A 23,684-nucleotide genomic window follows, 5' to 3' on the forward strand; every position below is an offset into this window, starting at 1 on the left:
CTGGTCAAATCGGCCTTGTCTTCGCGCGAACTCGGCGTGGGACGGCGCACTGAGCGACGGGCTCAGGACGAGCGCTGCGACCGCGACTCGGATCGATGCTTTCAAGGCCTTCATCGCGCATTCCTTCGTCGCGGCTTGTCGGGGCTTGCGCGCCATTGGTGCGCCCGGACGCCGGAAAGGTTCAAAGCAGGCGCGGCGCTGGCCGAGGGCAGCATGCTTCAAGCCACCAGCGCGGCGGCCTCGTCGGCGGCGTCGATGCCGCGCTGTGCGGCCAGGAGGCTGATGATCTCCGCGTTGGGGCGGGCCTTGCTGAACAGAAAACCCTGGCCTTCGTCGCAGCCCTCGGCGCGGAGGCAGCTGAGCTCGGCTTCGGTCTCGACTCCCTCGGCGGTGATGGTGACGCCAAGGCCCTTGCCGAGGCTGACGATGGAGCGGATGATGGCCTGCGCTTCGCGGTTGGCGCCGAGGTCGCGCACGAAGGACTGGTCGATCTTGATCTTGTCGAACGGAAAGCTGCGCAAATAGCTGAGGCTGGAATAGCCGGTGCCGAAATCGTCCATCGAGATGCGCACCCCGAGCGCGCGCAGCGCGTGCAGCGTCGCCAGCACCTGCGCGCTCTTCTCCAGCAGCAGCGTCTCGGTGATCTCGAGCTCGAGCCGGCGCGGCGGCAGGCCGGAGTGCTTCAGCGCGTCCGTCACCATCGAGAGCAGATGGCCGCTGCGGAACTGGAGCGGCGACAGATTGACGGCGACGCGGACGTCGTCGGGCCAGCTCGCGGCATCGAGGCACGCCCGGCGCAGCATCAATCCGCCGAGCGGATTGATGAGGCCGGTATCCTCGGCGACCGGGATGAACTCGGCGGGCGAGACCATGCCGCGCTCGGCATGCGGCCAGCGCACCAGCGCCTCGAAACCGGTGATGCGCCCACTCTGAAGGTCGATCAGCGGCTGGTAATAGGGACGCAGCACGTCGGCCTGGATCGCATCGCGCAGCTCGACCTCGATCTTGCGGCGGCTCTGCGCCTTGGCATCGAGCGCGGCCTCGAAGAAGGCGAAGCTGCCGCGCGCATCCTGCTTGGCGCGCGACAGCGCCATGTCAGCGCTCTTGAGCAGCTTCTCGGACTCCTCGCCGTCACCCGGCGCCATCGCGATGCCGATCGAGGCGCCGATCACCACGGAATGGCCGTCGAACAGATAGGGATCGGAAATGGCCTCCAGCAGGCGTTTTGCGAGACCCACCGCATCTTCGGGCCGCGCCAGCCCGCTCTGCACGATCGCGAACTCGTCGGAGTTGAGGCGCGCCAGCGCATCCTCGTCGCGCAAGGTCGAGCGCAGCCGTTTGGCGACGCCGCGCAGCAGCTTGTCGCCGATCGCATGTCCCAGCGTGTCGTTGACCGCCTTGAAATTGTCGAGCCCCAGCATCAACACCGCAACCTTCTCGGCGCTGCGCCGCGTGTGCAGCAGCATCTCGTCCACCTGCTGGCGCAGCAGGTTGCGGTTTGGCAGGCCGGTGAGCCCGTCATGCTGGGCCATGAAGGCGAGCCGCGCCTCGGCGCGCTTGCGCTCGGTGATGTCCATCAGTGCGAGCAGCACCGCGGGCCGCTCGGCATAGGTCAGTTCGCGCGAATAGATCGCAAGATCGATCAGCGCGCCGTCGGCCTTGACGTGCTTCCAGGTGCGGCCAGCCTGCTCGACGCCGGTCGGGTCGGTGGTCCAGGGCGGCTCGCTCTCGAAGGCCTGAAGGCTGCGGATCGTCAGCTTCTCGAACTCGGCACGGCTATAGCCGTAATGCGCGATCGCGGCGTCGTTGACGCCGAGGATGCGCTCGTCGTCCAGCGCGCAGACGATCATGGGCACGGGATTGCCGTCGAACAGCAGGCGGAACGAGGCCTCGCGCTGCTTCAATTCGGTGATGTCGACACGCAGGCCGACAACGCCGCCGTCGTCGGTCAGCCGCTCGTCGATCAGGATGACGCGGCCGTCCGCCAGCTTCTGCTCATGGCGCGCGCCGGGCTGATAGAGCTTTTGCAGCCGCTCGGCAATCCACTCGTCCTCGTGACCGATGGCCTCGGGATAGTCGCCGCGGGCGACGCCGACGCGCAGCGTGTCTTCGAGACGCGCGCCTTCGGCGAACAGGTCCGCCGTCTTGCTGTAGATCTCGGCGTATTTTCTGTTCCAGAGCACGTAGCGGCCCTCGGCATCGAGAAACACGATGCCCTGGGGCAGGATATCGATGGCCTGGCGCAGCCGCTCGTGGGCCTTGCGCGCATCCGCGACCGCGGCCTCCGCCTCGGCGCGGCTCCGCACCAGCTCATCTTGGGCAATTGGCGGATGCGGCGCGCGCGCGAAGCGCGGCTTGCGCGGCGCGCCGGCAGCGCGCGATTTGCGCTTTCGCTTTGTCGGATTTCGAGACCCCAAACTCAACTCACATGTCCCAGTCGCGCCCAGCGCCCGAAAGTCTTGGGGCAAGTGTCTGAAAAAAAAGTAATCTTGGGCGGAGCGGCCACGGTGGGTTCCGGTCCCGCGCGCACCTTTCTGCCTGTTTGCAGGGCGCAGTCCGCAGCTGCGGACGCGCCAGGCCCGCCGGGGCGTCGCAATCAGCAAGCGATCCGGCGCAAAATTGCGCGCCCGCGTGAATCATTTCCGGGATCGTGCGCGATTGCATGCGGGCCGGGTCTATTCCGCACGCCGCGCACGAATTTTGGTCAATGCAGTCTAAGGTTATCGTGGCGTTAAAAAATCGGCCGGCCGGCACAGGATTCTGCAATGGCTCGTTGGAAATATGGATCATGGTGTTGCGCGCCGTGAGGCGGCGCAAGCCGAATCTTAACCCTGACGCGGCGTTGGGTTATAAGGATGTCAGCATGAGTCCCCGCCGCATCGCTCCCCTCCTGCTCGTCATGACGCTGCTGGCCGCCGGCGGCGCGCTGGCCCAGGACAAGGGCAGCGTGAGCCCAAAACCGCTGCCGCCGCTGGCCAATCCGAACGATCCGCATCTCGGCGCCAAGGAGCTGTTCGCGCGAAAACTGCTGCCATCGACGGGGCCGGCGCATGTCATCGGCTCCTACACCAAGGGCTGCATCGGCGGCGCCGTGCAGATGCCGCTCAACGGCGACAATTGGCAGGTGATGCGGCTGTCGCGTAACCGCTATTTTGGCCATCCTGATATGATCGCGCTGATCAAGCGCCTGGCTGCCAAGGCGCACAAGGACGCGGGCTGGCCGGGCATTTTGGTCGGTGACATCGGCCAGCCGCGCGGTGGCCCGGCGCTGTCGGGCCATGCCAGCCACCAGATCGGCCTCGATGCCGACATCTGGCTGACGCCGATGCCGGACCGCCGGCTCTCGCGCGAGGAACGCGAGGAGATGTCGGCGGTGATGATGGTGCGGCCAGACCGGCTCGACGTCGACCAGAAGGTGTTCACACCCGGCCATGTGCTGTTACTGCGCGATGCGGCGCAGGAGCCGGCGGTGCAGCGCATCTTCGTCAATGCCGCGATCAAGAAGGCGCTGTGCCGCGAGGCCAAGGGCGACCGCTCCTGGCTGTCGAAGATCAGGCCGTGGTGGGGTCACGACTATCACTTCCATATCCGCATCCGCTGCCCGGCGGGCGCCGGCGACTGCGAGGGCCAACCATCGCAATCCGAGGACGAGGGCTGCAAGCCGTCCGACCTCGATTATTGGTTCAGCGACGCCGTGCTGCATCCCAAGCCACCGCCGGAACCGCCGAAGCCGAAACCGCCGATGACGCTGGCGCAGATGCCCGCGGCCTGCAAGGCGGTGCTCCATGCGGGGGATGCGAAGCCGTAAGGCGAGCCACTGCCATCAGCCGACAGCCGTCGTCCCGGACAAGCGCGCGCCGCTCAGGGGCGACAGCGGTGGTTGGAGCGCGCTTGGCCGGAATGACGAACGAGTTGATTGTTCGTATCGCGACAATGCGTCAAAGCGCGACGAGATTTGGATGAATCGTCATCGCGCTTTAGGTTGTTGTTTGCGCATGATCTTTTCGGAAAACCGCTTCGCACTTTTCCGGATCATGCGCTTGGTCGTCTTTGACCTGGGGCCGGGGCCTGCTATGTTTGCATCGCGATATCCCCGCCGGCCGTAAGTCGTTGCGGGGACACGTGGAACAGCGCTTCCGCCGGTCGCGACCGAACCCACCAACGCCAGATCTGCGCGTGCGTCTGCACGCGCGAGCTCGCACGGAGCGCATCCATGATTCGTATCGCCGGACTATTCACCGCCTTCGTCATCCTCGTGAGCGCGAGCCTCTCGCCGGCCAGCGCCGAGGACAAGACCATCACCGTGTTCGCCGCGGCCTCGATGAAGAACGCGCTCGACGAGGTCGACGCCGCCTACACCGCCAAGACAGGCGTCAAGTTCAGCGTCTCCTATGCCGCAAGCTCGGTGCTCGCCAAGCAGATCGAGCAGGGCGCGCCGGCCGACGTGTTCGTCTCGGCCGACACCGACTGGATGGACTACGCGGCTTCCAAGAAGACCATCAACGAGGCTTCCAGGGTCAACCTGCTCGGCAACAGCATCGTGCTGATCGCGCCGAAGGATTCCAAGGTCGACAACGTCGCCATCGCGCAAGGCTTCGACCTCGCAAAACTCGCCGGCGACGGCAGGATCGCGACCGGCGACGTCAAGTCGGTGCCAGCAGGCAAATATGCCAAGGCGGCGCTGGAGAAGCTGGGCGCCTGGCAGGCCGCGGAGCCGAAATTCGCCATGGCCGACAGCGTGCGCGCTGCGCTGACGCTGGTCGCTCGTGGTGAGGCCTCGCTCGGCATCGTCTACTCCACCGACGCCAAGGTCGAGCCCGGCGTGAAGATCGTCGGCACCTTCCCGGCGGATTCGCATCCGGCGATCATCTATCCCGTCGCCGCGACCACGAGTGCGAAGCCGGAGACGAATGATTATCTCGCCTTCCTGCGCTCGGCCGCGGCCAAGACCATTCTGGAAAAATACGGATTCAAGTTCCTGGTCAGCCCGACGACTTGATGCCCACGACTTGATGCTCGACATCTCTCCCACCGAATGGACGGCGATCCTGCTCTCGCTCAGGGTCGCCGTCATCGCCACGCTGGTCGCAACGCCGTTCGGCATTGCGCTGGCATGGCTGCTCGCCCGCAGGGATTTTTGGGGCAAGTCGGTGGTGGACGCCCTCGTGCATCTGCCCTTGGTGCTGCCGCCCGTCGTCACCGGCTATCTGCTGCTGCTCACCTTCGGCCGCCGCGGCCTGATCGGCGGCTTCCTCGCCGATCATCTCGGCATCGTGTTCGCGTTCCGCTGGACCGGCGCCGCGCTCGCCTGCGGCGTGATGTCGTTTCCGCTGCTGGTGCGACCGATGCGGCTGTCGATCGAGGCGATCGACCGAAAGCTGGAGCAGGCCGCCGAGACGCTCGGCGCCGCGCCATGGAAAGTGTTCTTCACCGTGACGCTGCCGCTGGCACTGCCCGGCGTGCTTGCCGGCATGGTGCTGGGCTTTGCCAAGGCGATCGGCGAGTTCGGCGCCACCATCACCTTCGTCTCCAACATTCCCGGTGAGACCCAGACGATTTCGTCGGCCATCTATTCGCTCATCCAGACGCCCGACGGCGATGCTGCGGCGGGCCGGCTCGTGATCGTCTCGATCGTGCTGGCGATCGGCGCGCTGATCGCCGCCGAATGGTTCGCCCGCCGCGCGACGCAGCGCCTGCACGGGAATTGACCATGTTGCGCGTCGACATCGAAAAGAGGCTCGGCGAGTTCTCACTGTCCGCAACCTTCACCGGCGAGGGGCGCGTCATCGGCCTGTTCGGGGCATCGGGCGCCGGCAAGAGCTCGCTGGTCAACATGATCGCCGGCCTGCTGCGGCCCGATCGCGGCACCATCGTGATCGACGGCGACACCGTCGACGACACCGCGGCCGGCATCCATGTGCCGACCTACCGCCGCCGCATCGGGTACGTGTTCCAGGATGCGCGGCTGTTTCCGCATCTGAGCGTCGGGCAGAATCTCGACTACGGGCGGCGGATGAACGGCCTCGCACCTGACCCGGCCCAGCACAGGCGCATCATCGACCTGCTCGACATCGGCAAGCTGCTGGATCGCCGCCCCGGAAAGCTTTCCGGTGGCGAGCGCCAGCGCGTCGCGCTTGGCCGCGCGCTGCTGTCGAAACCGCGCCTCTTGCTGCTCGACGAGCCGCTCGGCGCGCTCGACGAGGGCCGCAAGCTCGAGATTTTGCCTTATCTGGTGCGGCTGCGCGACGAGGCCAATGTCCCCATGGTGTATGTCAGCCATGACGTCGCCGAGCTGCGCCAGCTCGCCACGCAAATCGTGATATTGAAGCAGGGCCGCGTGACGTCGTTCGGCGGCGTGAAGGTGCTGAGTTAGTGCGATGTGCGTGTGCTGGTGAGAGCCGCCCCGTCCTTACCTCAACCATGCCCCGGCTCGACCGGGGCATCCAGTACGCCGCGGCTTCTCCGTGTCCACGCACCGCCTCTGGAATACTGGATTGCCCGCTTTCGCGGGCAATGACAGCTGGTGTATATGTCTACCAGCCGCGGTCGACGTTGCGCACCTCGCCGGTGCGTGCATCGACATCGACCTCCATCCAGCGGCCGGTGCGGTCGCGGCCTTCGATCTGCCATTCATCGCCGAGGAAGTTCGTGTGCGAGACCGTCGCGATGCCGATGTCGGTCGCGACATCGAGCGCGACTTGCATCGAGATCTGGTCGCCGGTGTCATAGGCCATCGCCGGCGCCGCCGATCCGAGACCGATCGCGACGATGGCAGGAAGGATGAGACTTCGCATGGAACTGCTCCTGTCAAAGACGTTGATCGTCAGGCGAAGAACGAGCAACGCAGCAGGGTGTTCCGGAATCAGCGGTCACAAAGGCGCGGAAATCGTCGGCGGTTGCGGCGATTTGGTGGCGGTTTCTCGTCATTCCGGGGCGCCCGAAGGGCGAGCCCCGAAATGACGGAGAGGTCAGACCCCCGCCACCGAGGTCCACACATCCGCCAGCTTGCGGCGCAGCGCCTGGCGGCGCGTCAGCGGCGCGGGCGGCTCTTCGTCCTCGGGCAAGCGCAGTCCGACCACATTGACACGTCCCCCGGAAATGCTGCGCGCGACCAGCACGATCGCGTCCAGCGGCAGCTCGGCGCCCTCCTTCGGCGCGCGGTCGAGATGGACGTCGAAATAGTCGGCGAGCGTCAGCCTGCTCTCGTCCTCGCTGACCTTTACGCCGTAGATCTCGGCGAGCTCGGCCAGAGTATGCTCGCCTGACACCATGAAGTCGCCGAGCAGATGCGGGTCCGGCGCCGTGCTCGGCTGCATGTCGACGAAGAAGCGGTCGAGCGCCTCGGCCTTTTCCGGCGGCGCCAGCAGATAGATGTAGTCGCCGGGCGCGATCGGATCGGCTTCCGTCGGCGTCAGGATGTTCTCATTGCGGATCACGAGCGTCGGCTTGGACCAGGACGGGACCAGGCCGCGGCGGAAATAAAGGCTCTTGGATCGCACCGGATAGCCGACGAGCTGCTGCTCGAGCTGGCCGGGCAGGTCGAGCTCGACGCGCCGCGGGCCGCGATCGGCGCGCGGCAGCGCGACGTGCAGCTTGCGTGCAGCCGGCGCCAAGGTCCAGCCCTGCAGCAGCAGCGAGATGATGACGACGACGAAGGCGACGTCGAAATAGAGATAGGCCTTGGACAGGCCGACCAGCATCGGAATCGAGGCCAGGAAGATCGCAACCGCGCCGCGCAGGCCGGTCCAGGCGATGAAGATCTTTTCGCGCCAGTTGAAACGGAATGGCGCGAGGCACGCGAAAACCGCAAGCGGCCGCGCCACCAGCATCAGGACCAGCGCGACGGCGATCGCCGGCAGCACGCTGGCGCCGAGCCGGCTCGGCGAGACCAGCAGGCCGAGCAGCACGAACATCACGATCTGCGCCAGCCAGGTTGCGGCATCGAGAAATGTCACCACCGAATTATGCGCGCGGGTCGGCCGGTTGCCGATGATGATGCCGGCGAGATAGACCGCGAGGAAGCCGGAGGCATGCATGATCTGCGAGCCGCCGAAGATCACCAGCGCACCGGTGGTGACGAACGGCGCATGCAGGCCCTGCGGCAACGCCACCTGGTTCAGCGCGATGACGACGAGCCGTCCGCCGATGACGCCGACCACGGCGCCAAGCACCGCCTCCTGCACAAATTCCATCACCACATGGCCGGGCGAGCTCGAACCGAGCGAGATGTACTCGACCAGCATGAGGGTAAGGAAGATCGCGAACGGATCGTTGGTGCCGGATTCCGCCTCCAGCGTCGCGCCGACCCGCGGGCGCAGGCGCAGGCCCTGGGTATGCACCAGCAGGAACACGGCCGCCGCGTCAGTCGAGGCGACCACGGCGCCGACCAGCAGCGATTCCGCCCAATTGAGATCGAGCGCGAATCTCGCGAACGGCGCCGTGACCAGCGCGGTCAAGAGCACGCCGACGGTGGCAAGCACCAGGGACGGGGCGAGCACGGTGCGGATGCTGGCAAAGCGCGTCTTCAGGCCGCCGTCGAACAGGATCAAAGCGAGCGCCACCGAGCCGACCAGATAGGTGGTGCCGACGTCGTTGAACTGGATCTGCCCGGGGCCGGAATCCCCGGCGAGCATGCCGATGGCAAGAAAGACGAGCAGCAAGGGCGCGCCGAAGCGGAGCGCAAGCAGGCTCGACAGGATACCGGCCATCACCAGGACGGCGCCGAGCAAAATGGCGAGGCTGAAAGAGTCGAGGGAGGCCATGCGGTGCTGCGGGTTACTCCGGGTGATCGGCGAATTCAGTCAGGAGGCCACCGGCCGGGCACTCCCTCGCCCCGCTTGCGGGATCGGGACAAGCATAGCTCACCCTGAGAGGGCGGGGTGAAGGAGAGTCTCCGCAAGGACGGTGGCAGATGGACTCGTGGAGAGTCCTCCTCACCCGAAATTCAAGCTGCGCTCGAATTTCGGCCTCTCCCCGCAAGCGGGGAGAGGCGAAGCGCGCCGCCCTCGACGGAATTTCCCATCTCAAAAACATGTGCTTACGCATCCTTATCGTCGGCGCTCCCCCGCGCCAACCCATTTTCGCGCCTCGCGGCAATCTGCCCGTGTTTTGCGGCCTTAACGCGCTTCACTTCACGGTGTATCGATGGCCGGGCCGCACCCTTTGTGGGATTGTGCGGCACCCTCGAATCAACTCCTTCCGACCGCCTCCCCCGACGAGACCGATGGACATGGACCTCAAAGACTTGATGGAGTTCGTGCAGACGACCGCGCGCAGCGTCGGGGCGGAGATTTCCTCGCCCTGGTTCTACCTGCAATTTGGTCTCATTCTCGCGGCAACGGGCATCGCCTATGCCGCGGAAGCCGGCATTCGCAATCGCGTCGACATGACATCGCTGGCGATGGGCTGGCCGCTGCCGCTTCGGCACTTTTCGCGGGTGATGATGTCGAGCGCCTCGACGGCGGTATTCACTCTGCTGGTGATCATCTCCCGCCTCGTGATGTACCATGCGACCTGGCCGAGCCGCAGCTATCTCCTGATGGTCGCGGCCAAGCTGGGCCTGGCGTGGCTTGCGATCCGGCTGGTGACCTCGGTGCTGCGCAACGCCTTCATCGTCAAGCTGGTCTCGATCACCGCCTGGTTCGTCGCGGCACTGTCCATCATCGGCCAGCTCGATGCGACGGTCGATCTGCTCGATTCCTTCGCCATCGTGCTCGGCGGCCTCAGGCTGACGCCGCTCCTGGTGATCAAGGCCGGCGCGCTGCTGCTGATCGCGCTCTGGGCCACCAACATCGCCAGCAATTTCGCCGAGAGCCGGATCAACTCGACCACCGACCTGACGCCGTCGGTGCAGGTGCTGCTGGTCAAGATCATCCGCATCGGGCTCCTTGCCGTCGCCATCGTCATTGCGCTTGGCGCCGTCGGCATCGACCTCTCCGCGCTCGCGGTGTTCTCCGGCGCGGTCGGCGTCGGCATCGGTATCGGCCTGCAGAAGATCGTCGCCAATTTCATCTCGGGCATCATCCTGCTCGCCGACAAGTCGGTGAAGCCGGGCGATCTCGTCACCATCGGCGACAACACCGGGCGCATCAGCGCGATGAAGACGCGCTATATTTCCGTGGCCGCCGGCGATGGCCGCGAATTCCTGGTGCCGAACGAGGATCTGGTGACGCAGAAGGTCGTCAACTGGACCTACACCGACAAGAACACGCCGGTGAAGATCGCCTTCGGCACCAATTACGACGCCGACCCCAGGCTGGTCACCAAGCTCGCCGTCGAGACCGCCGCCGCCCATCCGCGCGCGCAGAAGGGCAAGCCGCCGAACAGCATTTTGACCGAATTCGCCGAGGCCGGGATGAAGTTCTCGCTGACCTTCTGGATCGCGGACCCCGACGGCATGGACAACGTCAAGAGCGACGTGATGCTGGCGCTGTGGGACGCCTTCAAGCGCGAGGGCATCCGGGTTCCCTATCCGGTCCGCGAAATCCGCATTCGCGGCGGCGCGCTGCCGGTCGAAACCACCGTAGAAGTCCCGAATTAGGCCCGCTTTCGGGCGCAAAGACCAGGCTCAGCTTGCATGACAGCAGGCAATCATTAAATTGGGGCCTGAAATCAAGCCTTTCCGCCGACATCAGCCCGGAAGACCGCACAAGCATGAGCTACGTCGAAGCCACCGATACCTCCCTGCGCAAGACCGGACAGATCAAGCTGCACGGGCCGAGCGCCTTTGCCGGCATGCGCAAGGCAGGAGCGCTGGTGGCGAAGTGCCTCGACGAGCTCACCGACATCGTCGCCCCCGGCGTGCCGACCTCGAAGATCGACGAATTCGTCCGCGACTTCGCCTTCAGTCACGACGCCTATCCGGCGACGCTGATGTATCGCGGCTATCGCTACTCAACCTGCACCTCGCTGAACCACGTGGTCTGCCACGGCATGCCCGGCGACCGTCCGCTGAAAGAAGGCGATATCGTCAACATCGACGTGACCTTCATCGTCGACGGCTGGTACGGCGATTCCAGCCGGATGTATGCGGTCGGCCCGATCGCCCGCAAGGCGGAGCGGCTGATCGAGGTGACGTATGAGGCGATGATGCGCGGCATCGCCGCCGTAAAACCCGGCGCCACCACCGGCGACATCGGCCACGCCATCCAGAGTTTTGTCGAGCCGCAGGGCATGAGCGTGGTGCGCGATTTCTGCGGCCACGGCCTCGGGCGCATGTTCCACGACGAGCCGAACATCATTCACATCGGCCGGCCCGGCGAGGGCGTGCAGCTCAAGCCCGGCATGTTCTTCACCATCGAGCCGATGATCAATCTCGGGAAGCCGCATGTGAAGATCCTGTCCGACGGCTGGACCGCGGTCACCCGCGACCGCTCGCTGTCGGCGCAGTTCGAGCATTCGGTCGGCGTCACGGCCACCGGCGTCGAGATCTTCACGCTCTCGGAGCGGCACGGCGAGAAGCAGATCGGCCAATAGTACCTCGTCATTCCGGGGCGCTGTGCAGCAGCGAGCCCGAAATCTCGAGATCCCGGGTTCGGTACTTCGTACCGCCCCGGAATGAGAGCGCAGCATTCGTCTTCTATCGCCGCCGGCGGAACGACGACGGCGGCCGCTTGTAAGTCGCGGCAAAGGCATCGTTGAATCTGCGGACACTGCCGAAGCCCGCCGCGAACGCAATCTCCGCCAGCGTCATGTCGGTCTGGTCGATCAGGCGCTTGGCTTCCTGCACGCGCCGCGTCGCTGCGATCTCGCTTGGGCTCGCGCCGGCATGGCGCATGAACAGGCGCAGCAGATGGCGCGGTCCGACGCCGAGCGCTTCCGCGAGGTCCGCCATCGATGCGCGATCCAGAAAGCCGTCATTGATCAGGCGCATCCCGCGCGCGACGGTGGTGGCCGTGCCCATCCAGGCGGGCGAGCCCGGCGCCGTTTCCGGCCGGCAGCGCAGGCACGGGCGGAAGCCGGCCCGCTCGGCGGCCGCGGCGGTTGCATAGAAGGTGACGTTCTCGGAACGGGCCGGGCGAACCGGACAGACCGGCCGGCAATAGATGCGCGTCGAGCGAACGCCGGAGAAGAACAGGCCGTCGAAGGCCCGGGCCCGCGCCAGGCGCGCGCGATCGCAGGTCTCCCAGTCGAGATGCGGTGGCAGCGTCTGCCGATGCGTTGGGCCTGTCGCCATCAGCGAAGAATAATACCCGTGCGGAGCGCCGAGTAGCCGGAATCGGACTCGATCGGACGATGAGGTCCGAATTCAGCCAGCCTGTCCGGCCGCTCCGGACCATGATGCCGACACACCTCGGAGCACATCGCATGAGCACAACGGCACCACAGGCAGCGTCGGCGCAAACCCGTCTCGCATGGGAAATCGGCCTGTTGCTGCTGCTCTCGCTGATCTGGGGCAGCTCCTTCACGCTGATCAAGCTGGCGGTGCCTACGATTCCGCCAGTCACGATGGTCGCCGTCCGCGTGACGATCGCGGCCATGCTCCTGCTTCTGCTCGCCATCGCACAGGGACACGCCCTTCCCCAGAAGCAGTCGATCTGGGCCGCCTTCCTCGTGCAAGGGCTGCTGCAAAGTGCATTGCCGTTCACGCTGATCAGCTGGGGTGAGGTCTCCATTCCGAGCGGCCTTGCCGGCGTGCTCAATGCGACCCCGCCGATGTTCGTGCTCGCGATCGCGGTCATCACCGGGCGCGGGCGGCAGGCCGTCAGCGGCCGGAAAATCATGGGCGTCGGTCTCGGCCTCGTCGGCGTGGCGGTCACGATGGGCCTCGATGCGCTGTCCGGGCTCGGCACGGCCGCGCCGCTGGCGCAGGCGGCGGTGCTGGGCGCCAGCTTCTGCTATGCGCTCGCGCCGATCTGGGGACAGCGCTTCTCGAAGCTTCCCGCCATCGTCACGGCGGCCGGCGCCATGAGCTGCGCCGCGATCCTGATGCTGCCGGCAGCTGCCGTGCTCGAACGGCCATGGGCGCTACCCCCGCCGCCCGCGGACGCGATCGCGGCGGTGATCATCCTCGCGGTCATCTGCACGGCTTTGGCGATGGTGATCTATTTCCGCTTGATCCGCACGCTCGGCCCGCTTGGCACGACCAGCGGAAGCTATTTGCGCGCAGGCTTCGCCGTAGCGCTCGGCATCGCCTGGCTGGGCGAGCGCTTCACCTGGTCGAGCATGGCCGGAATGGCGCTGATCCTCGCCGGCGTCATGGCCATCACGGTGCCGCCATTTGCCCGAACCAACCGGGGCAATTGAAGGTTGCAAAAACGGCGATCCGCGGCGATGCTCTCCGCCGATGCCCGCCAAGCCAGACCACGACAAGAGCAAGCCGGAAGACGCGCCGCACTATCTCGGCCATCGCGAGCGGCTGCGCGAGCGCTTCTACAGCGCCGGCGCCGATGCGCTCAGCGACTATGAGCTCCTGGAGATGGCGCTGTTCCCGGCGCTGCCGCGGCGCGACACCAAGCCGCTGGCGAAGACGCTGATCAAGACCTTCGGCTCGTTCGCCGAAGTCGTGCACGCGCCCGTGGCGCGCCTGCGCGAGGTCGACGGCATCGGCGAATCCGCGATCAACCAGCTCAAGCTGATCGCGGCGGCGGCGCATCGCGTCGCCAAAGGCGAAGTCAACAGCCGCAACGCGCTGTCGTCCTGGAACGAGGTGATCGACTATTGCCGCACCAGCATGGCCTTTGCCGAGAAGGAGCAATTTCGCCTGCTCTTCCTCGACAAGCGCAACCAGCTGATCGCCGACGAGGTGCAGCAGACCGGAACGGTCGACCACACCCCGGTCTATCCGCGCGAGGTGATCAAGCGCGCGCTGGAATTGTCGGCGACCGCGCTGATCCTGGTGCACAACCATCCCTCCGGCGATCCTTCGCCCTCGCAGGCCGACATCCAGATGACCAAGGCGATCATCGAGATCGCAAAGCCGCTGGGGATCGCGGTGCATGATCACATCATCGTGGGCAAAGGCGGGCATGCGAGCCTGCGCGGGATGCGGTTGATCTAAAGCGCGATGAGATTTGGATGAATCGTCATCGCGCTCTAGATTGTTTACGCATGATCTTTCCGGAAAACCGCTTCGCACTTTCCGGATCATGCTTTAGGGCGCCAAATCAGGTGACAAGAACGGCATGAGCGACTGGCTGCACAATCTGCCGGTGCCCGTGATGGCGCTGGTGATCTTTGGATTTACCTATTCTCTGTCCGCGGCGATCTTCGCCGGTATCGCGCTGGCCGCGACGGAGGAGCGCGCCAAATCGCTGAAGGCGATCTCGCCGGGAATGCTGCCGGTGCTCGGCATCATCTTCGGCCTGTTCGTCGCCTTCACCGCGGCGCAGGTCTGGGGCGACAGCGACCGGGCCAGCGCCGCGGTGAGCCGCGAGGCCAGCGCGCTGCGCAGCGTGGTGCTGCTGGCCGCCGGCCTGCCGGCGGAGCAGGAGACCAAGCTGCACGATCTCGTCCGCGACTATGTCGGAAAGGCGGTGGCGATGGAATGGCCGATGATGGCGCATCAGCAGGCCTCGCTGAAGGTGACGCCGCCGGCGCTCGCGGAAGCCCTGCAGCTCGTCGTCGCCATGACGCCGCAAAGCACGGGGCAGGCGAACGTGCAACGCGAGCTGATCGCCGCGCTGGAGCAGGCGCTGGATGCGCGGCGGCAGCGGATCATCGTCAGCCTCGCCGCGGTCAATCCGGTCAAATGGTGGTGTCTCTATCTCCAGGCCGCCTGCGCGCTGCTGGTGATCGGCCTCGTCCATTGCGACAACCGTTTGGGATCGGCGGTCGCCATGGGCCTGTTCGCAACCGGCGTCGCCACCTCGGTGCTGCTGATCGCTGCCCACGACCGGCCGTTCGCAGGACAGATCTCGATCCAGCCGGAGCCGCTGCTGCAGATCATGCCGGAGGGCGCGAAGAGTTAAGACGCGAGCGCTCGAGCCTTAATAGCAATAGTAGCAATAACGGGGATCGATCCGCGCGTAATAGCCGTCGGGGCGACGCACGTAGCGGCCGCTGCTGATAGGCGCAATAGCCGGAGCGAGGGCGATAACCTGGAGCCCTCAAGCTCGCTTTGGTTGTGTATTCGTGGTACGGTTGACGACCACGCGCGCTGATCTTCTGTTGCCGAAGCACGCTTCAGTCATGCGAGGGAGGCGAGGATGACGGGTACGGCCAAGCATCGCTCTGGATGCACCCTCTTCGCACGTCTCCTGCTCGGAGTGGGCATATTGCTCACTGGCATGCCTCCGGATCATGCGGAGGAGGCGCTGAACTCGCGTGGCGAGGCGCTCTACCGCACGCGCTGCTCATCGTGCCACGAGGGTGGCGTGGCACGCGCGCCTGACGCCAACGCGCTGCGACAATTCAGGCCCGAGCGGGTGAGCTTTGCCTTGATGTTCGGCATGATGAGCCAGCAGGGACGCGACCTGAGCCAACACGAAATTCAGGACATCGTTCGCTATCTCGTCGGGACACCACCGGTGCAGCAGCAGCAGCTACCGGATTCCACATGCGGTGAGCGGGGCCCCGCGCTTGCGGACGCTTCGTTGCCGCGCTGGAACGGGTGGGGCGTCGATATCGCTCAACACCGGTTTCAACCTACTGTCATGGCCCAGCTTTCGCCTGACGATGTTCCGCGCCTGAAGCTCAAATGGGCGTTCGGCTTTCCCGGCGATACCAGAGCCTACGCGCAGCCGACGGTTTGGGGCGGTCGGGTCTTCGTGGGCAGTGCAGGGGGCAAGGTCTATGCGCTGGATGCCAGACTTGGCTGCCAGCGCTGGGTGTTCGACGCCGGCTTCGGCGTACGCACCGCGATCACCATCGGTGAGGATGAGCGGGGCACGACCGCCTATTTCGGCGATCAACGCGGTGAAGCTTATGCGCTCGATGCCGAAAGCGGGAAGCTGCTGTGGAGGAGACGTGTCGATGCGCATCCGGGGGCCGTGATCACGGGCGCGCCGACCTTGGCCAATAATGTGCTTTACGTGCCAGTCTCCTCCGTCGAAGAGGTATTGGCGATCGATCCACGCTATTCTTGCTGCACCTTCCGCGGCCTGATTGCCGCGCTCGACGCCAGGACCGGCGAAGTGCTGTGGCGCGGCTATGTCAGCCCGCCGGCCCAGCCAATCCGCCTCAACGAGATCGGTGTCCAACTCTTCGGACCCTCTGGCGGCGCGATCTGGTCGTCGCCTACCATCGACCTCAAGACAAATCGGATCTATGCGACGACGGGCGACAGTTATCTGGACCCGGCCTCCACGACCTCCGACGCGTTTGTGGCCTTCGATCTGGGCACCGGTCGGCTGACCTGGTCGCGGCAGATGACCGAGGGTGATGCCTACAACATCGCGTGCGACGGCCAGTATCGCGCTAATTGCCCCGGCACCAAGGGTCCCGATTTCGATTTCGGCTCCTCTCCGATCCTGGTCGATCTACCTGACGGACGTCGTGCGCTCGTTGCAGGCCAGAAATCCGGCATGGTGTACGCAGTCGATCCGGACCGCGATGGTGCCATCATCTGGCAGCGCCGGGTGGGACTCGGCAGCACGCTTGGCGGCGTGCAATGGGGCTCGGCTGCGGATGATGCTAACGTCTATGTCGCGGTGTCGGATGTCGGCCTGAAGGCCGTGCCGCCCGCCACCGCCGGGGCGCAGAAGTCGGTCTTTGGGATTCCCATGAAGCTCGATCCAAGTCAGGGCGGCGGACTGTACGCGATGAACCAGGCGACGGGCGAGATCGTCTGGCACGCGGCACATCCGGGCTGCGGGGATCGGCCGGGATGCAGCCCTGCGCAGTCGGCTGCGGTAACCGCGATTCCTGGTGTGGTGTTCTCCGGCGGACTGGACGGCCACCTGCGGGCCTATGCCGCCAAGAGCGGCGAGATCATCTGGGACGTCGACACCATGCGGGACTATGCGACCGTAAACGGCGTGTCGGCGCATGGCGGATCGCTCGATGGACCGGGACCGGTAATCGCCGGGGGCATCCTCTACGTCAATTCGGGCTACACAAATTATGGTACCGCGCCCGGCAACGTACTGCTCGCCTTCTCCGTGGACGGAGAGTAGGCGGGAGGTTTTCGCCCAACGCGGTTGGAATTCACGAGAAAGATCCGCTGTGCGCCGCCGGCGCGAGCCGGTCAGCCGGGTTCGATCCAGCGCTGCACGGCCTCGGCCGTATCCGCGGGCGTCGTGTTGAAGCAGATCGCCGCGTCCGGTGCCAGGCGATGGACGAGATTGAGCACCTTCTCGAACATCAGCAGCCGATCCTTCGGTTCGCGCAGGCCCGCGCCGATCACGATGCAGTCGAAGCGCTCGTCGCGCAGCGCCGCGGTGACGGCGGCTTCCGCCGTCGCATCGAGGTCGATCAGGCAGCTCGTGACCTCGAAGCCAAGATCGCGCAGGCGCAACAGCTGCGCCTCGATATAGTCGCGCACGAGCTCCGGCGTGAGCTGCGGGAACGCGCCGTAATCCGCGTTGCCGGGTTCGATGCCGATCGCGAGGACGCGCTTAGCCATGCAGGGCTCCTTGGCGGACCTTCTACCTCATCAACCGGCTGACCGCCCTGCCAGTTCCCTTTGGCGAGCCGCCCGGCCCGTGCCGGTCCCCGCCCCGATCCTGCCGCCCGTTTCCCGTACAGGCTGTAAGGCAGTTCACATGCGCCGGGCGAACAATCTGCCACATTGCGGGGGATCACGCTGGAGTCACGCGCTGATCACGGCGCCTGATTCAGTCTGACCTCCGACCCCGGCCAATTTCATCAGTTTCGCAATTTCAGCGCTTTCACGGGAGCAGGACATGAAGGTGTCATTCGAGGTCATCAAGGACGAATACGAACGAAACTGGTCCAATATGAGGATCAGGCCCGGGCGGGCCGACGCCGCCACCGAGGCGGCACGCAAGGCCATCAACCACAAGGACACCTACACCGAGATCCAGAACAAGACCGACGTGCCCTGGTGGTTCGTCGCGGTGCTGCACTCGCGTGAATCCAGCTTCAACTTCAACACCTATCTCGGCAATGGCCAGGCGCTCAATCGGATGACGACCATCGTCCCCAAGGGGCGCGGCCCGTTCGCCTCGTTCGCCGAAGGCGCCGTCGATGCGCTCAGGCTGGAGGGATTCGTTGGCGCCCGCGACTGGGGCATCGCGAAGACGATGTTCCGCCTGGAGAAGTACAACGGCTTCGGCTATCGCGGCCGCGGCGTCAACTCGCCCTATCTCTGGTCGGGCTGCAATGTCTACGGCCCGCCCGAGCAAAGGGGCGGCAAGTTCGTCGGCGACGGCTCGTTCGACCCGGGCACGGTCGATCCGCAGCTCGGCGCTGCGGTGATCCTGAAGGCGATGATGGAGCTGGATGCGTCGATCACTTTCGACGATACCCCGACGATGCTGAGCCATCTCGAACCCGAGGAGCAGATGGCGTCGACGGCGCTGTTGATGCAGAAATACCTCAACGACCTCGGCGCCGATCCGATGCTGGACGAGGACGGCATCGTCGGACCGAAGACCAAGGCGGCGGTGGCGCAATTTCAGCAGCGGCACGGCATCACCGAAACCGGCGTGCTCGACACGATCACGGTTGCCGCCATCACGCGCGCGGCGCAGCAGCCGGCTACGCCCGCGCCGACCGGCGACCTGTCGCAGATCCTGAAGCGGCTGGAGGATCTCGCGCAGCTCCTGCGGCGCGGCGCGCCGACGATCAGTACGCCGCCGGTGACCACGCCCCCGCCTGCCAGCGATCCGATCATGCTGTTCGAGCGGCTCTTCGCCCTCATCAACAACAAGACGGCGCCGATCTCCGGAACGACCAATCCGGCCAATCCTGCTGCCGTCGACCAGTTGAAGCAGGCCGTCGATCTGCTCAGCACCCTGCTCAACAAGGACGGAAAGCCTGTCCTCGGCCAGGTCAACGGCGCGCTCGGCGAGACCATTGGCAAGCTGCTCAACGGCAAGAAGACCGCGCTCGGCCTCGGCGGCGCGGTGCTGACCGCGCTGCTCTCGTCGGTGACGGCGAGCCCCAATGCGGGAGGCATTGCCGGACTGCTCGGCACCATCGTGTCCGCGGTGCCGGGCCTCGGCCAGTTCGCGATGCCGATCTCGCTGGCGCTCACCGCGTGGGGCGTGCTCGGCAAGCTGGAGAAATGGGCGCAAGGCACCGCGCCGCCGCCGAAGCCGACGACGTAGACAGATGGATGAAACTCGGGTGCTTCTCCAGAAGAGGTGCACTCCCTCGCCCGCTTGCGAGCGGGAGAGGTTGCAGCGAGCTCCCGCGCCGCCTACTGGCGCAGCATGATCAGGGGATCGGCGGTATCGGGGACGCGCCGCCACTGCGCGTTGTCGTCGGCCTCGAACTGCCAGGTCTCGCCTGATTTCGACATCAGGATGATCTGGCCGCGCTCGAGCCGCCATTGCGTCGGGTTGAACTGCGCGATCGCCGCGTCGCATTTCGGCTTGAGGAAGACCTGGAAATTGTCCTGGCCGGCCTCGGTGTTGGTCAGCGTCAATCCGCAGATCGGCTGGCCGTTGCCGCGCACCATGGCCCAGTCGCCGATCATCTGGTCCATCGATTTGGCCATCGAGCGCGCGGCAGCGAGATCCTGCAGGATGTAGACGCCCTCGCCCTGACGCGGACCTTCGAAGATACCGGCCTCGACCTCGGTGAAGTCGATCACGGCCTCGCCGGTCGCATTCTGCAAGCGGACGATGTCGAGGCCCTTGATGCTCCAGGCGACGATGTCCTTGGTGAAAGGCAGCGCGGCCTTGCAGGCGGGCTCGAGCTCGAGCTTGTAGCCCCCAGCTGTGGCATCGCCCTTCAGCGTGACGACGCAGGTCTTGCTGCGCTCGGTGGTCGAAAGCTCCCACTGCCCGGGCATCGATTTCTTCAGGGTCGTCGCATCCTGCGCATGCACAGAGCCGATCGCGGCAACGCATGCTGCGATGGTGAATGCAACGACTCGAAGAGCTCTCATCAGCGCCCCTTGAACGGCGTTTCGGCCACCGGCGTCAGCGGCGGCTTGCCCGCAAACCAGGACTTGAGGTTGTCGACCACGAGCTGGTCCATCGCATTGCGCGTGACCACGGAGGCCGAGCCGATATGCGGCAGCAGCACGACGTTCTGCATGGTCTTGAGCTCGTCCGGCACGTTCGGCTCAGCCGCGAACACGTCGAGGCCGGCGGCGAGGATGGTGCCTGATTTCAGCGCCTGGACCAGAGCCTGCTCGTCGACCACGGAGCCGCGCGCCACGTTGATCAGCACACCGCGCGGGCCGAGCGCCTTGAGCACCTCGGCATTGATCATCTTGTTCGTGCTGGCGCCGCCCGGCACGATCACCATCAGCGTGTCGACCGCCTTCGCCATCTCGATCAGGTCGGGATAGTGCTTGTAGGTGACGTCCTTGGACGGATTGCGGGAGTGATAGACCACCGGCACCAGCGAGGCATCGAGCCGGCGCGCGATGGCCTGGCCGATCCGGCCCATGCCGACGATGCCGACCTTGCGATCGCGCAGCGAGCCGACGCTGAGCGGATAGTTCTGGGTCTGCCAGAGGCCGGAACGGACGTAACGGTCGGCTTTGATGAATTCACGCAGAGTGGAGATCAGAAGGCCCATCGCGACGTCGGCGACCTCCTCGGTCAGCACGTCGGGCGTGTTGGTGACGATGATGTTGTGCTCGGCCGCGTATTTGGCGTCGATATGGTCGTAACCGACGCCGAAGCTCGCCACCATCTCGATCTTGGGCAGCTGCGACAGCGACTCCTTGTCGGCGCGGACCGTGTGATAGGTCACCGCCACGCCGCGGATCTTCTCCCGGACGGCCGGCGTCAGCCGCTCGAGGTCACCGCGCGTCTCGGCCTTGTGCACGACGAAATGATCGGAAAAGCCGTTCTCGAGGATCGGCCGGACCGGTCCATAAATCAGAAGATCGATCTTTTCGGACGAAATCGAACCGGTAGACATCAGCTTTCCTTTCCAAGCTCGCTTTCGTGCCAGCGCCGTAAAACGAGGTGGGAAACTAGCGCCAGCACCCCATAGATGACAATCCCGGCCAGCGACAACAAAAGCAGCGCCGCGAACATCCGGGGTATGTTCAATCGATAGCCGGATTCGGCGATCCTGTAGGCGAGGCCCGAGCCGGCCCCGGCCGTGCCCGCTGCGATCTCGGCGACGACCGCGCCGATCAGCGACAGGCCGCCGGCGATACGTAATCCCCCGAGGATATAGGGCAGCGCCGCCGGCAGCTTGAGGAAGCGCAGAGTCTGCGGCTTTGATGCACCATAGAGCTGGAACAGGCCGGCGAGATTGCGGTCGACCGAATTGAGCCCGAGCGTGGTGTTGGACAGCACCGGGAAAAACGCGACGATGAAGGCGCAGGCGACGACAGCGGTCTGCTGCTCCAGATAGATCAGGAGCAGCGGTGCAATCGCGATGACAGGCGTCACCTGGAGCACGACGGCATAGGGGAACAGCGAATATTCGACCCATTTCGACTGGTTGAACAGCAGCGCCAGCGCGATGCCGCCGATGCTCGCGGCGACAAAACCTTCGAGCGTCGTGAGAAGCGTGGTGGCGAGCGATTGTGACAGCACCGCCCAGTCCTTGATCAGCGTCAGGACGATGACAGAGGGCGCCGGCAGCACGTAAGGCGGGATCTCCCTGATGCGGACCACCAGCTCCCAGACCGCGAGGCCGGCGGCGAACACGATGACGGGAAGCACGAAACGCAGCGCGCGCTGCGCGGCGGATGGCTCTGCGGTGATGGAGCTTTGCGCATTCATAGCGTCGACTGCCCCGAATAGGACGGCGCCAGCGCGGCCGACACTTTCCGGCAATAATCGGAATAGGCGGCAGAGGTGCGAAACTCCTCGCCGCGCGGCTCGACCGTCTCGATGCGGATGTCGGCCTGGATGCGGCCGGGCCGTGCCGTCATCACCACGACGCGCTGCGACAGATAGACGGATTCGAACACCGAATGGGTGACGAAGATGACGGTCTTGCGAAGGCTGCGCCACAGCGCGAGCAGGTCGTTGTTGAGACGAAAGCGCGTGATCTCGTCGAGCGCGGCGAACGGCTCGTCCATCAGGAGGATGTCGGGATCTGTGACGAGCGCACGCGCCAGCGAGACCCGCATCTTCATGCCGCCGGACAGCTCGCGTGGGAATGCCTCGGCAAAATCGGCAAGTCCGACGCTCGCCAGCGCGTCATCGGCCCTCGAGCGCGCTTCGGCCTTTGGCACACCTGCAAGCTTCAGCGGCAGCCGCACGTTCTCGCGCACGCTGGTCCAGGGCATCAGCGTTGGCTCCTGAAATACAAAACCGATGCCGTGGCCCGGCTGCGGTGTGCCCTCGTGCCGCGCCACCCGCACGGTGCCTGACGAGGGCGCGCTGAGCTCTGCGATGATGCGCAGCGCCGTCGACTTGCCGCAGCCGGACGGGCCGAGCAGCGAGATGAACTCGCCCTTTCGGACGGCAAGATCGAGCGGGCCGAGCGCCATGACGCCATTGTCATAGGCCTTGGTGACGCCGCGCAGGCTGACGGCGAGATGCGTCAGGCCGGTCTCGACCACGGGCGAAGTTTTGGCTGACGACATCGCGCCTGCGTTATGGCTTGCTCGGGCGCAGCTCGACGCCCACGCCCCTGTTGACGAAGCGCAGCGTGTAGGATTTGCGGAAGTCGAGATCGGCCTTCACCACGCCCGCCTTCACCATCTTGTTGAAGAAGGAGGTGTAGCGCTCGTCGCTCATCGCGCCGATGCCGTTCTTCAAGGCGTCGCCGGAATCGACAATGCCGTATTCCTTCATCTTGGCGACAGAGTATTTCAAGAGCTCGTCGGTCATCTCCGGGTTGAGCTGCTTGATCATGGCATTGCCGGCGGAATTGTCGCCGTAGATGTAGTTGTACCAGCCGATCATGGAGGCATCGACGAAGCGCTGCACCAGGTCCGGCTTCTTCTCGGCGATGTCGCGGCGGGTCTCGATGAGGGTCGAATAGGTGTTGAAGCCGTAATCGGCGAGCAGCAGCACGTTGGGCTTGAAGCCGGCGGCCTTCTCGACCGCGAACGGCTCGGAGGTGACGTAGCCCTGCATCGCGCTCTTGGGATTGGCGATGAAGGGCTGCGGGTTGAAATTGTAGGGACGAACGTTCTTCTCGCTGAAGCCGTATTCAGACTTCAGCCACTGGAAATAGCTGGTCATGCCTTCCTTGGAGACGAACAGCGTCAGCGGCTTGAGGTCCTCGATCTTGGTGACCTTGGCATCGGGCTGCGTCAGCATCACCTGCGGGTCCTTCTGGAACACCGCGGCGATGGTGACGACGGGAACGTTGTTGGCGACCGCGTCGAACGACATCAGCGTGTTCGCGGCCATGAAGAAATCGATCTTGCCGGCGATCAAGAGCATCCGGTTGTTCTCGTTGGGCCCGCCGGGGACGATGGTAACGTCGAGGGGCCGTATTTCTTGTAGGTGCCGTCGGCGACCGCCTGGAAGAAGCCGCCATGCTCGGCTTCGGCGACCCAGTTGGTGCCGAAGGTGACCTTGTCGAGGGTTTCGGCGCGCGCCGGCGCAAGAGTGACGACGGCGGCCACCAAGCCCGCCGTTAACGCTCGCCGCAGATGAGAGGGGGTCATGATGGCACTCCGTCGATCGCTTCTAGCCGACACCAAACCAACGCGATAAAACCGCATGAAGTTCGGGGACGCG

At 65.3% G+C, this 23,684-nt stretch carries 20 protein-coding genes and 1 pseudogene; 11 read left to right on the forward strand and 10 right to left on the reverse strand.

From position 1 onward, the window contains the following. Positions 1-218: 218 nt before the first annotated feature. Positions 219-2,417, reverse strand: a complete 2,199-nt coding sequence (locus tag ACVWY3_RS27940; protein WP_456841334.1) for a putative bifunctional diguanylate cyclase/phosphodiesterase — start codon at positions 2,415-2,417, stop codon at positions 219-221. Between the two features lie 446 nt (positions 2,418-2,863). Between ACVWY3_RS27940 and mepA the strand changes: the two genes are divergently transcribed. The 4 genes from mepA to modC all read left to right on the forward strand — a co-directional run bounded on the left by mepA (position 2,864) and on the right by modC (position 6,373). Further along, on the forward strand, positions 2,864-3,808 hold the full coding sequence (mepA, locus tag ACVWY3_RS27945) for a penicillin-insensitive murein endopeptidase (RefSeq protein ID WP_456841335.1): 945 nt from the start codon (positions 2,864-2,866) through the stop codon (positions 3,806-3,808). A 405-nt stretch (positions 3,809-4,213) separates the two neighbouring features. Continuing rightward, positions 4,214-4,999 (forward strand): molybdate ABC transporter substrate-binding protein, encoded by a 786-nt coding sequence (gene modA / locus ACVWY3_RS27950; RefSeq protein WP_456841336.1) that lies wholly within the window; start codon positions 4,214-4,216, stop codon positions 4,997-4,999. 13 nt (positions 5,000-5,012) lie between these two features. Beyond that, entirely contained in the window at positions 5,013-5,708 is a 696-nt protein-coding gene (gene modB, locus ACVWY3_RS27955; RefSeq protein WP_456841337.1) for a molybdate ABC transporter permease subunit, read from the forward strand. Between the two features lie 2 nt (positions 5,709-5,710). After that, positions 5,711-6,373 (forward strand): molybdenum ABC transporter ATP-binding protein, encoded by a 663-nt coding sequence (gene modC / locus ACVWY3_RS27960; RefSeq protein ID WP_456841338.1) that lies wholly within the window; start codon positions 5,711-5,713, stop codon positions 6,371-6,373. Between the two features lie 160 nt (positions 6,374-6,533). Here the strand turns inward: modC and ACVWY3_RS27965 are convergent, their stop codons facing one another. Both ACVWY3_RS27965 and ACVWY3_RS27970 read right to left on the reverse strand, forming a co-directional pair. Next, on the reverse strand, positions 6,534-6,794 hold the full coding sequence (locus ACVWY3_RS27965; protein WP_456841339.1) for a PepSY domain-containing protein: 261 nt from the start codon (positions 6,792-6,794) through the stop codon (positions 6,534-6,536). Between the two features lie 174 nt (positions 6,795-6,968). After that, positions 6,969-8,762: a potassium/proton antiporter gene (locus ACVWY3_RS27970; RefSeq protein WP_456841340.1), complete on the reverse strand. Its 1,794-nt coding sequence runs from the start codon at positions 8,760-8,762 to the stop codon at positions 6,969-6,971. Positions 8,763-9,223: 461 nt separating this feature from the next. On the opposite strand from ACVWY3_RS27970, the gene ACVWY3_RS27975 reads away from it, so the two are divergent. Both ACVWY3_RS27975 and map read left to right on the forward strand, forming a co-directional pair. After that, positions 9,224-10,540, forward strand: a complete 1,317-nt coding sequence (locus tag ACVWY3_RS27975; RefSeq protein WP_456841341.1) for a mechanosensitive ion channel family protein — start codon at positions 9,224-9,226, stop codon at positions 10,538-10,540. Positions 10,541-10,653: 113 nt separating this feature from the next. Continuing rightward, a complete protein-coding gene (gene map, locus ACVWY3_RS27980) occupies positions 10,654-11,475 on the forward strand; it encodes a type I methionyl aminopeptidase (RefSeq protein WP_456841342.1) in 822 nt (273 codons plus the stop codon). Between the two features lie 103 nt (positions 11,476-11,578). On the opposite strand, the gene ACVWY3_RS27985 is transcribed toward map, so the two are convergent. Further along, complete coding sequence (locus tag ACVWY3_RS27985; RefSeq protein ID WP_456841343.1) at positions 11,579-12,175, reverse strand: bifunctional transcriptional activator/DNA repair enzyme AdaA; 597 nt, start codon at positions 12,173-12,175, stop codon at positions 11,579-11,581. A gap of 131 nt (positions 12,176-12,306) precedes the next feature. Here ACVWY3_RS27985 and ACVWY3_RS27990 point away from each other — a divergent pair, with 131 nt between their 5' ends. From ACVWY3_RS27990 to ACVWY3_RS28005, 4 genes are all read left to right on the forward strand, one after another. Next, the gene (locus ACVWY3_RS27990) at positions 12,307-13,245 is read left to right on the forward strand and encodes a DMT family transporter (RefSeq protein ID WP_456841344.1); all 939 of its coding nucleotides are present in this window, start codon (positions 12,307-12,309) and stop codon (positions 13,243-13,245) included. A gap of 40 nt (positions 13,246-13,285) precedes the next feature. After that, a complete protein-coding gene (gene radC, locus ACVWY3_RS27995; protein ID WP_456841345.1) occupies positions 13,286-13,999 on the forward strand; it encodes a RadC family protein in 714 nt (237 codons plus the stop codon). 124 nt (positions 14,000-14,123) lie between these two features. Continuing rightward, positions 14,124-14,909 (forward strand): bestrophin-like domain, encoded by a 786-nt coding sequence (locus tag ACVWY3_RS28000; RefSeq protein WP_456841346.1) that lies wholly within the window; start codon positions 14,124-14,126, stop codon positions 14,907-14,909. 318 nt (positions 14,910-15,227) lie between these two features. Next, positions 15,228-17,054, forward strand: a complete 1,827-nt coding sequence (locus ACVWY3_RS28005; RefSeq protein WP_456841347.1) for an outer membrane protein assembly factor BamB family protein — start codon at positions 15,228-15,230, stop codon at positions 17,052-17,054. 71 nt (positions 17,055-17,125) lie between these two features. Here the strand turns inward: ACVWY3_RS28005 and ACVWY3_RS28010 are convergent, their stop codons facing one another. Next, the gene (locus tag ACVWY3_RS28010; protein ID WP_456841348.1) at positions 17,126-17,503 is read right to left on the reverse strand and encodes a hypothetical protein; all 378 of its coding nucleotides are present in this window, start codon (positions 17,501-17,503) and stop codon (positions 17,126-17,128) included. Between the two features lie 280 nt (positions 17,504-17,783). On the opposite strand from ACVWY3_RS28010, the gene ACVWY3_RS28015 reads away from it, so the two are divergent. After that, positions 17,784-19,172, forward strand: a complete 1,389-nt coding sequence (locus ACVWY3_RS28015) for a peptidoglycan-binding protein (protein ID WP_456841349.1) — start codon at positions 17,784-17,786, stop codon at positions 19,170-19,172. Between the two features lie 92 nt (positions 19,173-19,264). On the opposite strand, the gene ACVWY3_RS28020 is transcribed toward ACVWY3_RS28015, so the two are convergent. The 5 genes and pseudogenes from ACVWY3_RS28020 to ACVWY3_RS28040 form a co-directional block, all read right to left on the reverse strand. Continuing rightward, entirely contained in the window at positions 19,265-19,957 is a 693-nt protein-coding gene (locus ACVWY3_RS28020) for an AprI/Inh family metalloprotease inhibitor (protein WP_456841350.1), read from the reverse strand. After that, complete coding sequence (locus ACVWY3_RS28025) at positions 19,957-20,946, reverse strand: 2-hydroxyacid dehydrogenase (protein ID WP_456841351.1); 990 nt, start codon at positions 20,944-20,946, stop codon at positions 19,957-19,959. The genes ACVWY3_RS28020 and ACVWY3_RS28025 overlap by 1 nt, the downstream gene beginning before the upstream one ends. Then, entirely contained in the window at positions 20,946-21,764 is an 819-nt protein-coding gene (locus ACVWY3_RS28030) for an ABC transporter permease (RefSeq protein WP_456841352.1), read from the reverse strand. Before ACVWY3_RS28030 ends, ACVWY3_RS28025 begins: the two co-directional genes overlap by 1 nt. Next, positions 21,761-22,576 carry an ABC transporter ATP-binding protein gene (locus ACVWY3_RS28035; protein ID WP_456841353.1) on the reverse strand — a complete coding sequence of 272 codons (816 nt, stop codon included), beginning with the start codon at positions 22,574-22,576 and terminating at the stop codon, positions 21,761-21,763. Before ACVWY3_RS28035 ends, ACVWY3_RS28030 begins: the two co-directional genes overlap by 4 nt. A gap of 10 nt (positions 22,577-22,586) precedes the next feature. Beyond that, positions 22,587-23,611: pseudogene (locus ACVWY3_RS28040) on the reverse strand (ABC transporter substrate-binding protein). Positions 23,612-23,684 lie beyond the last annotated feature (73 nt).

This window comes from Bradyrhizobium sp. USDA 4486, assembly GCF_054057995.1.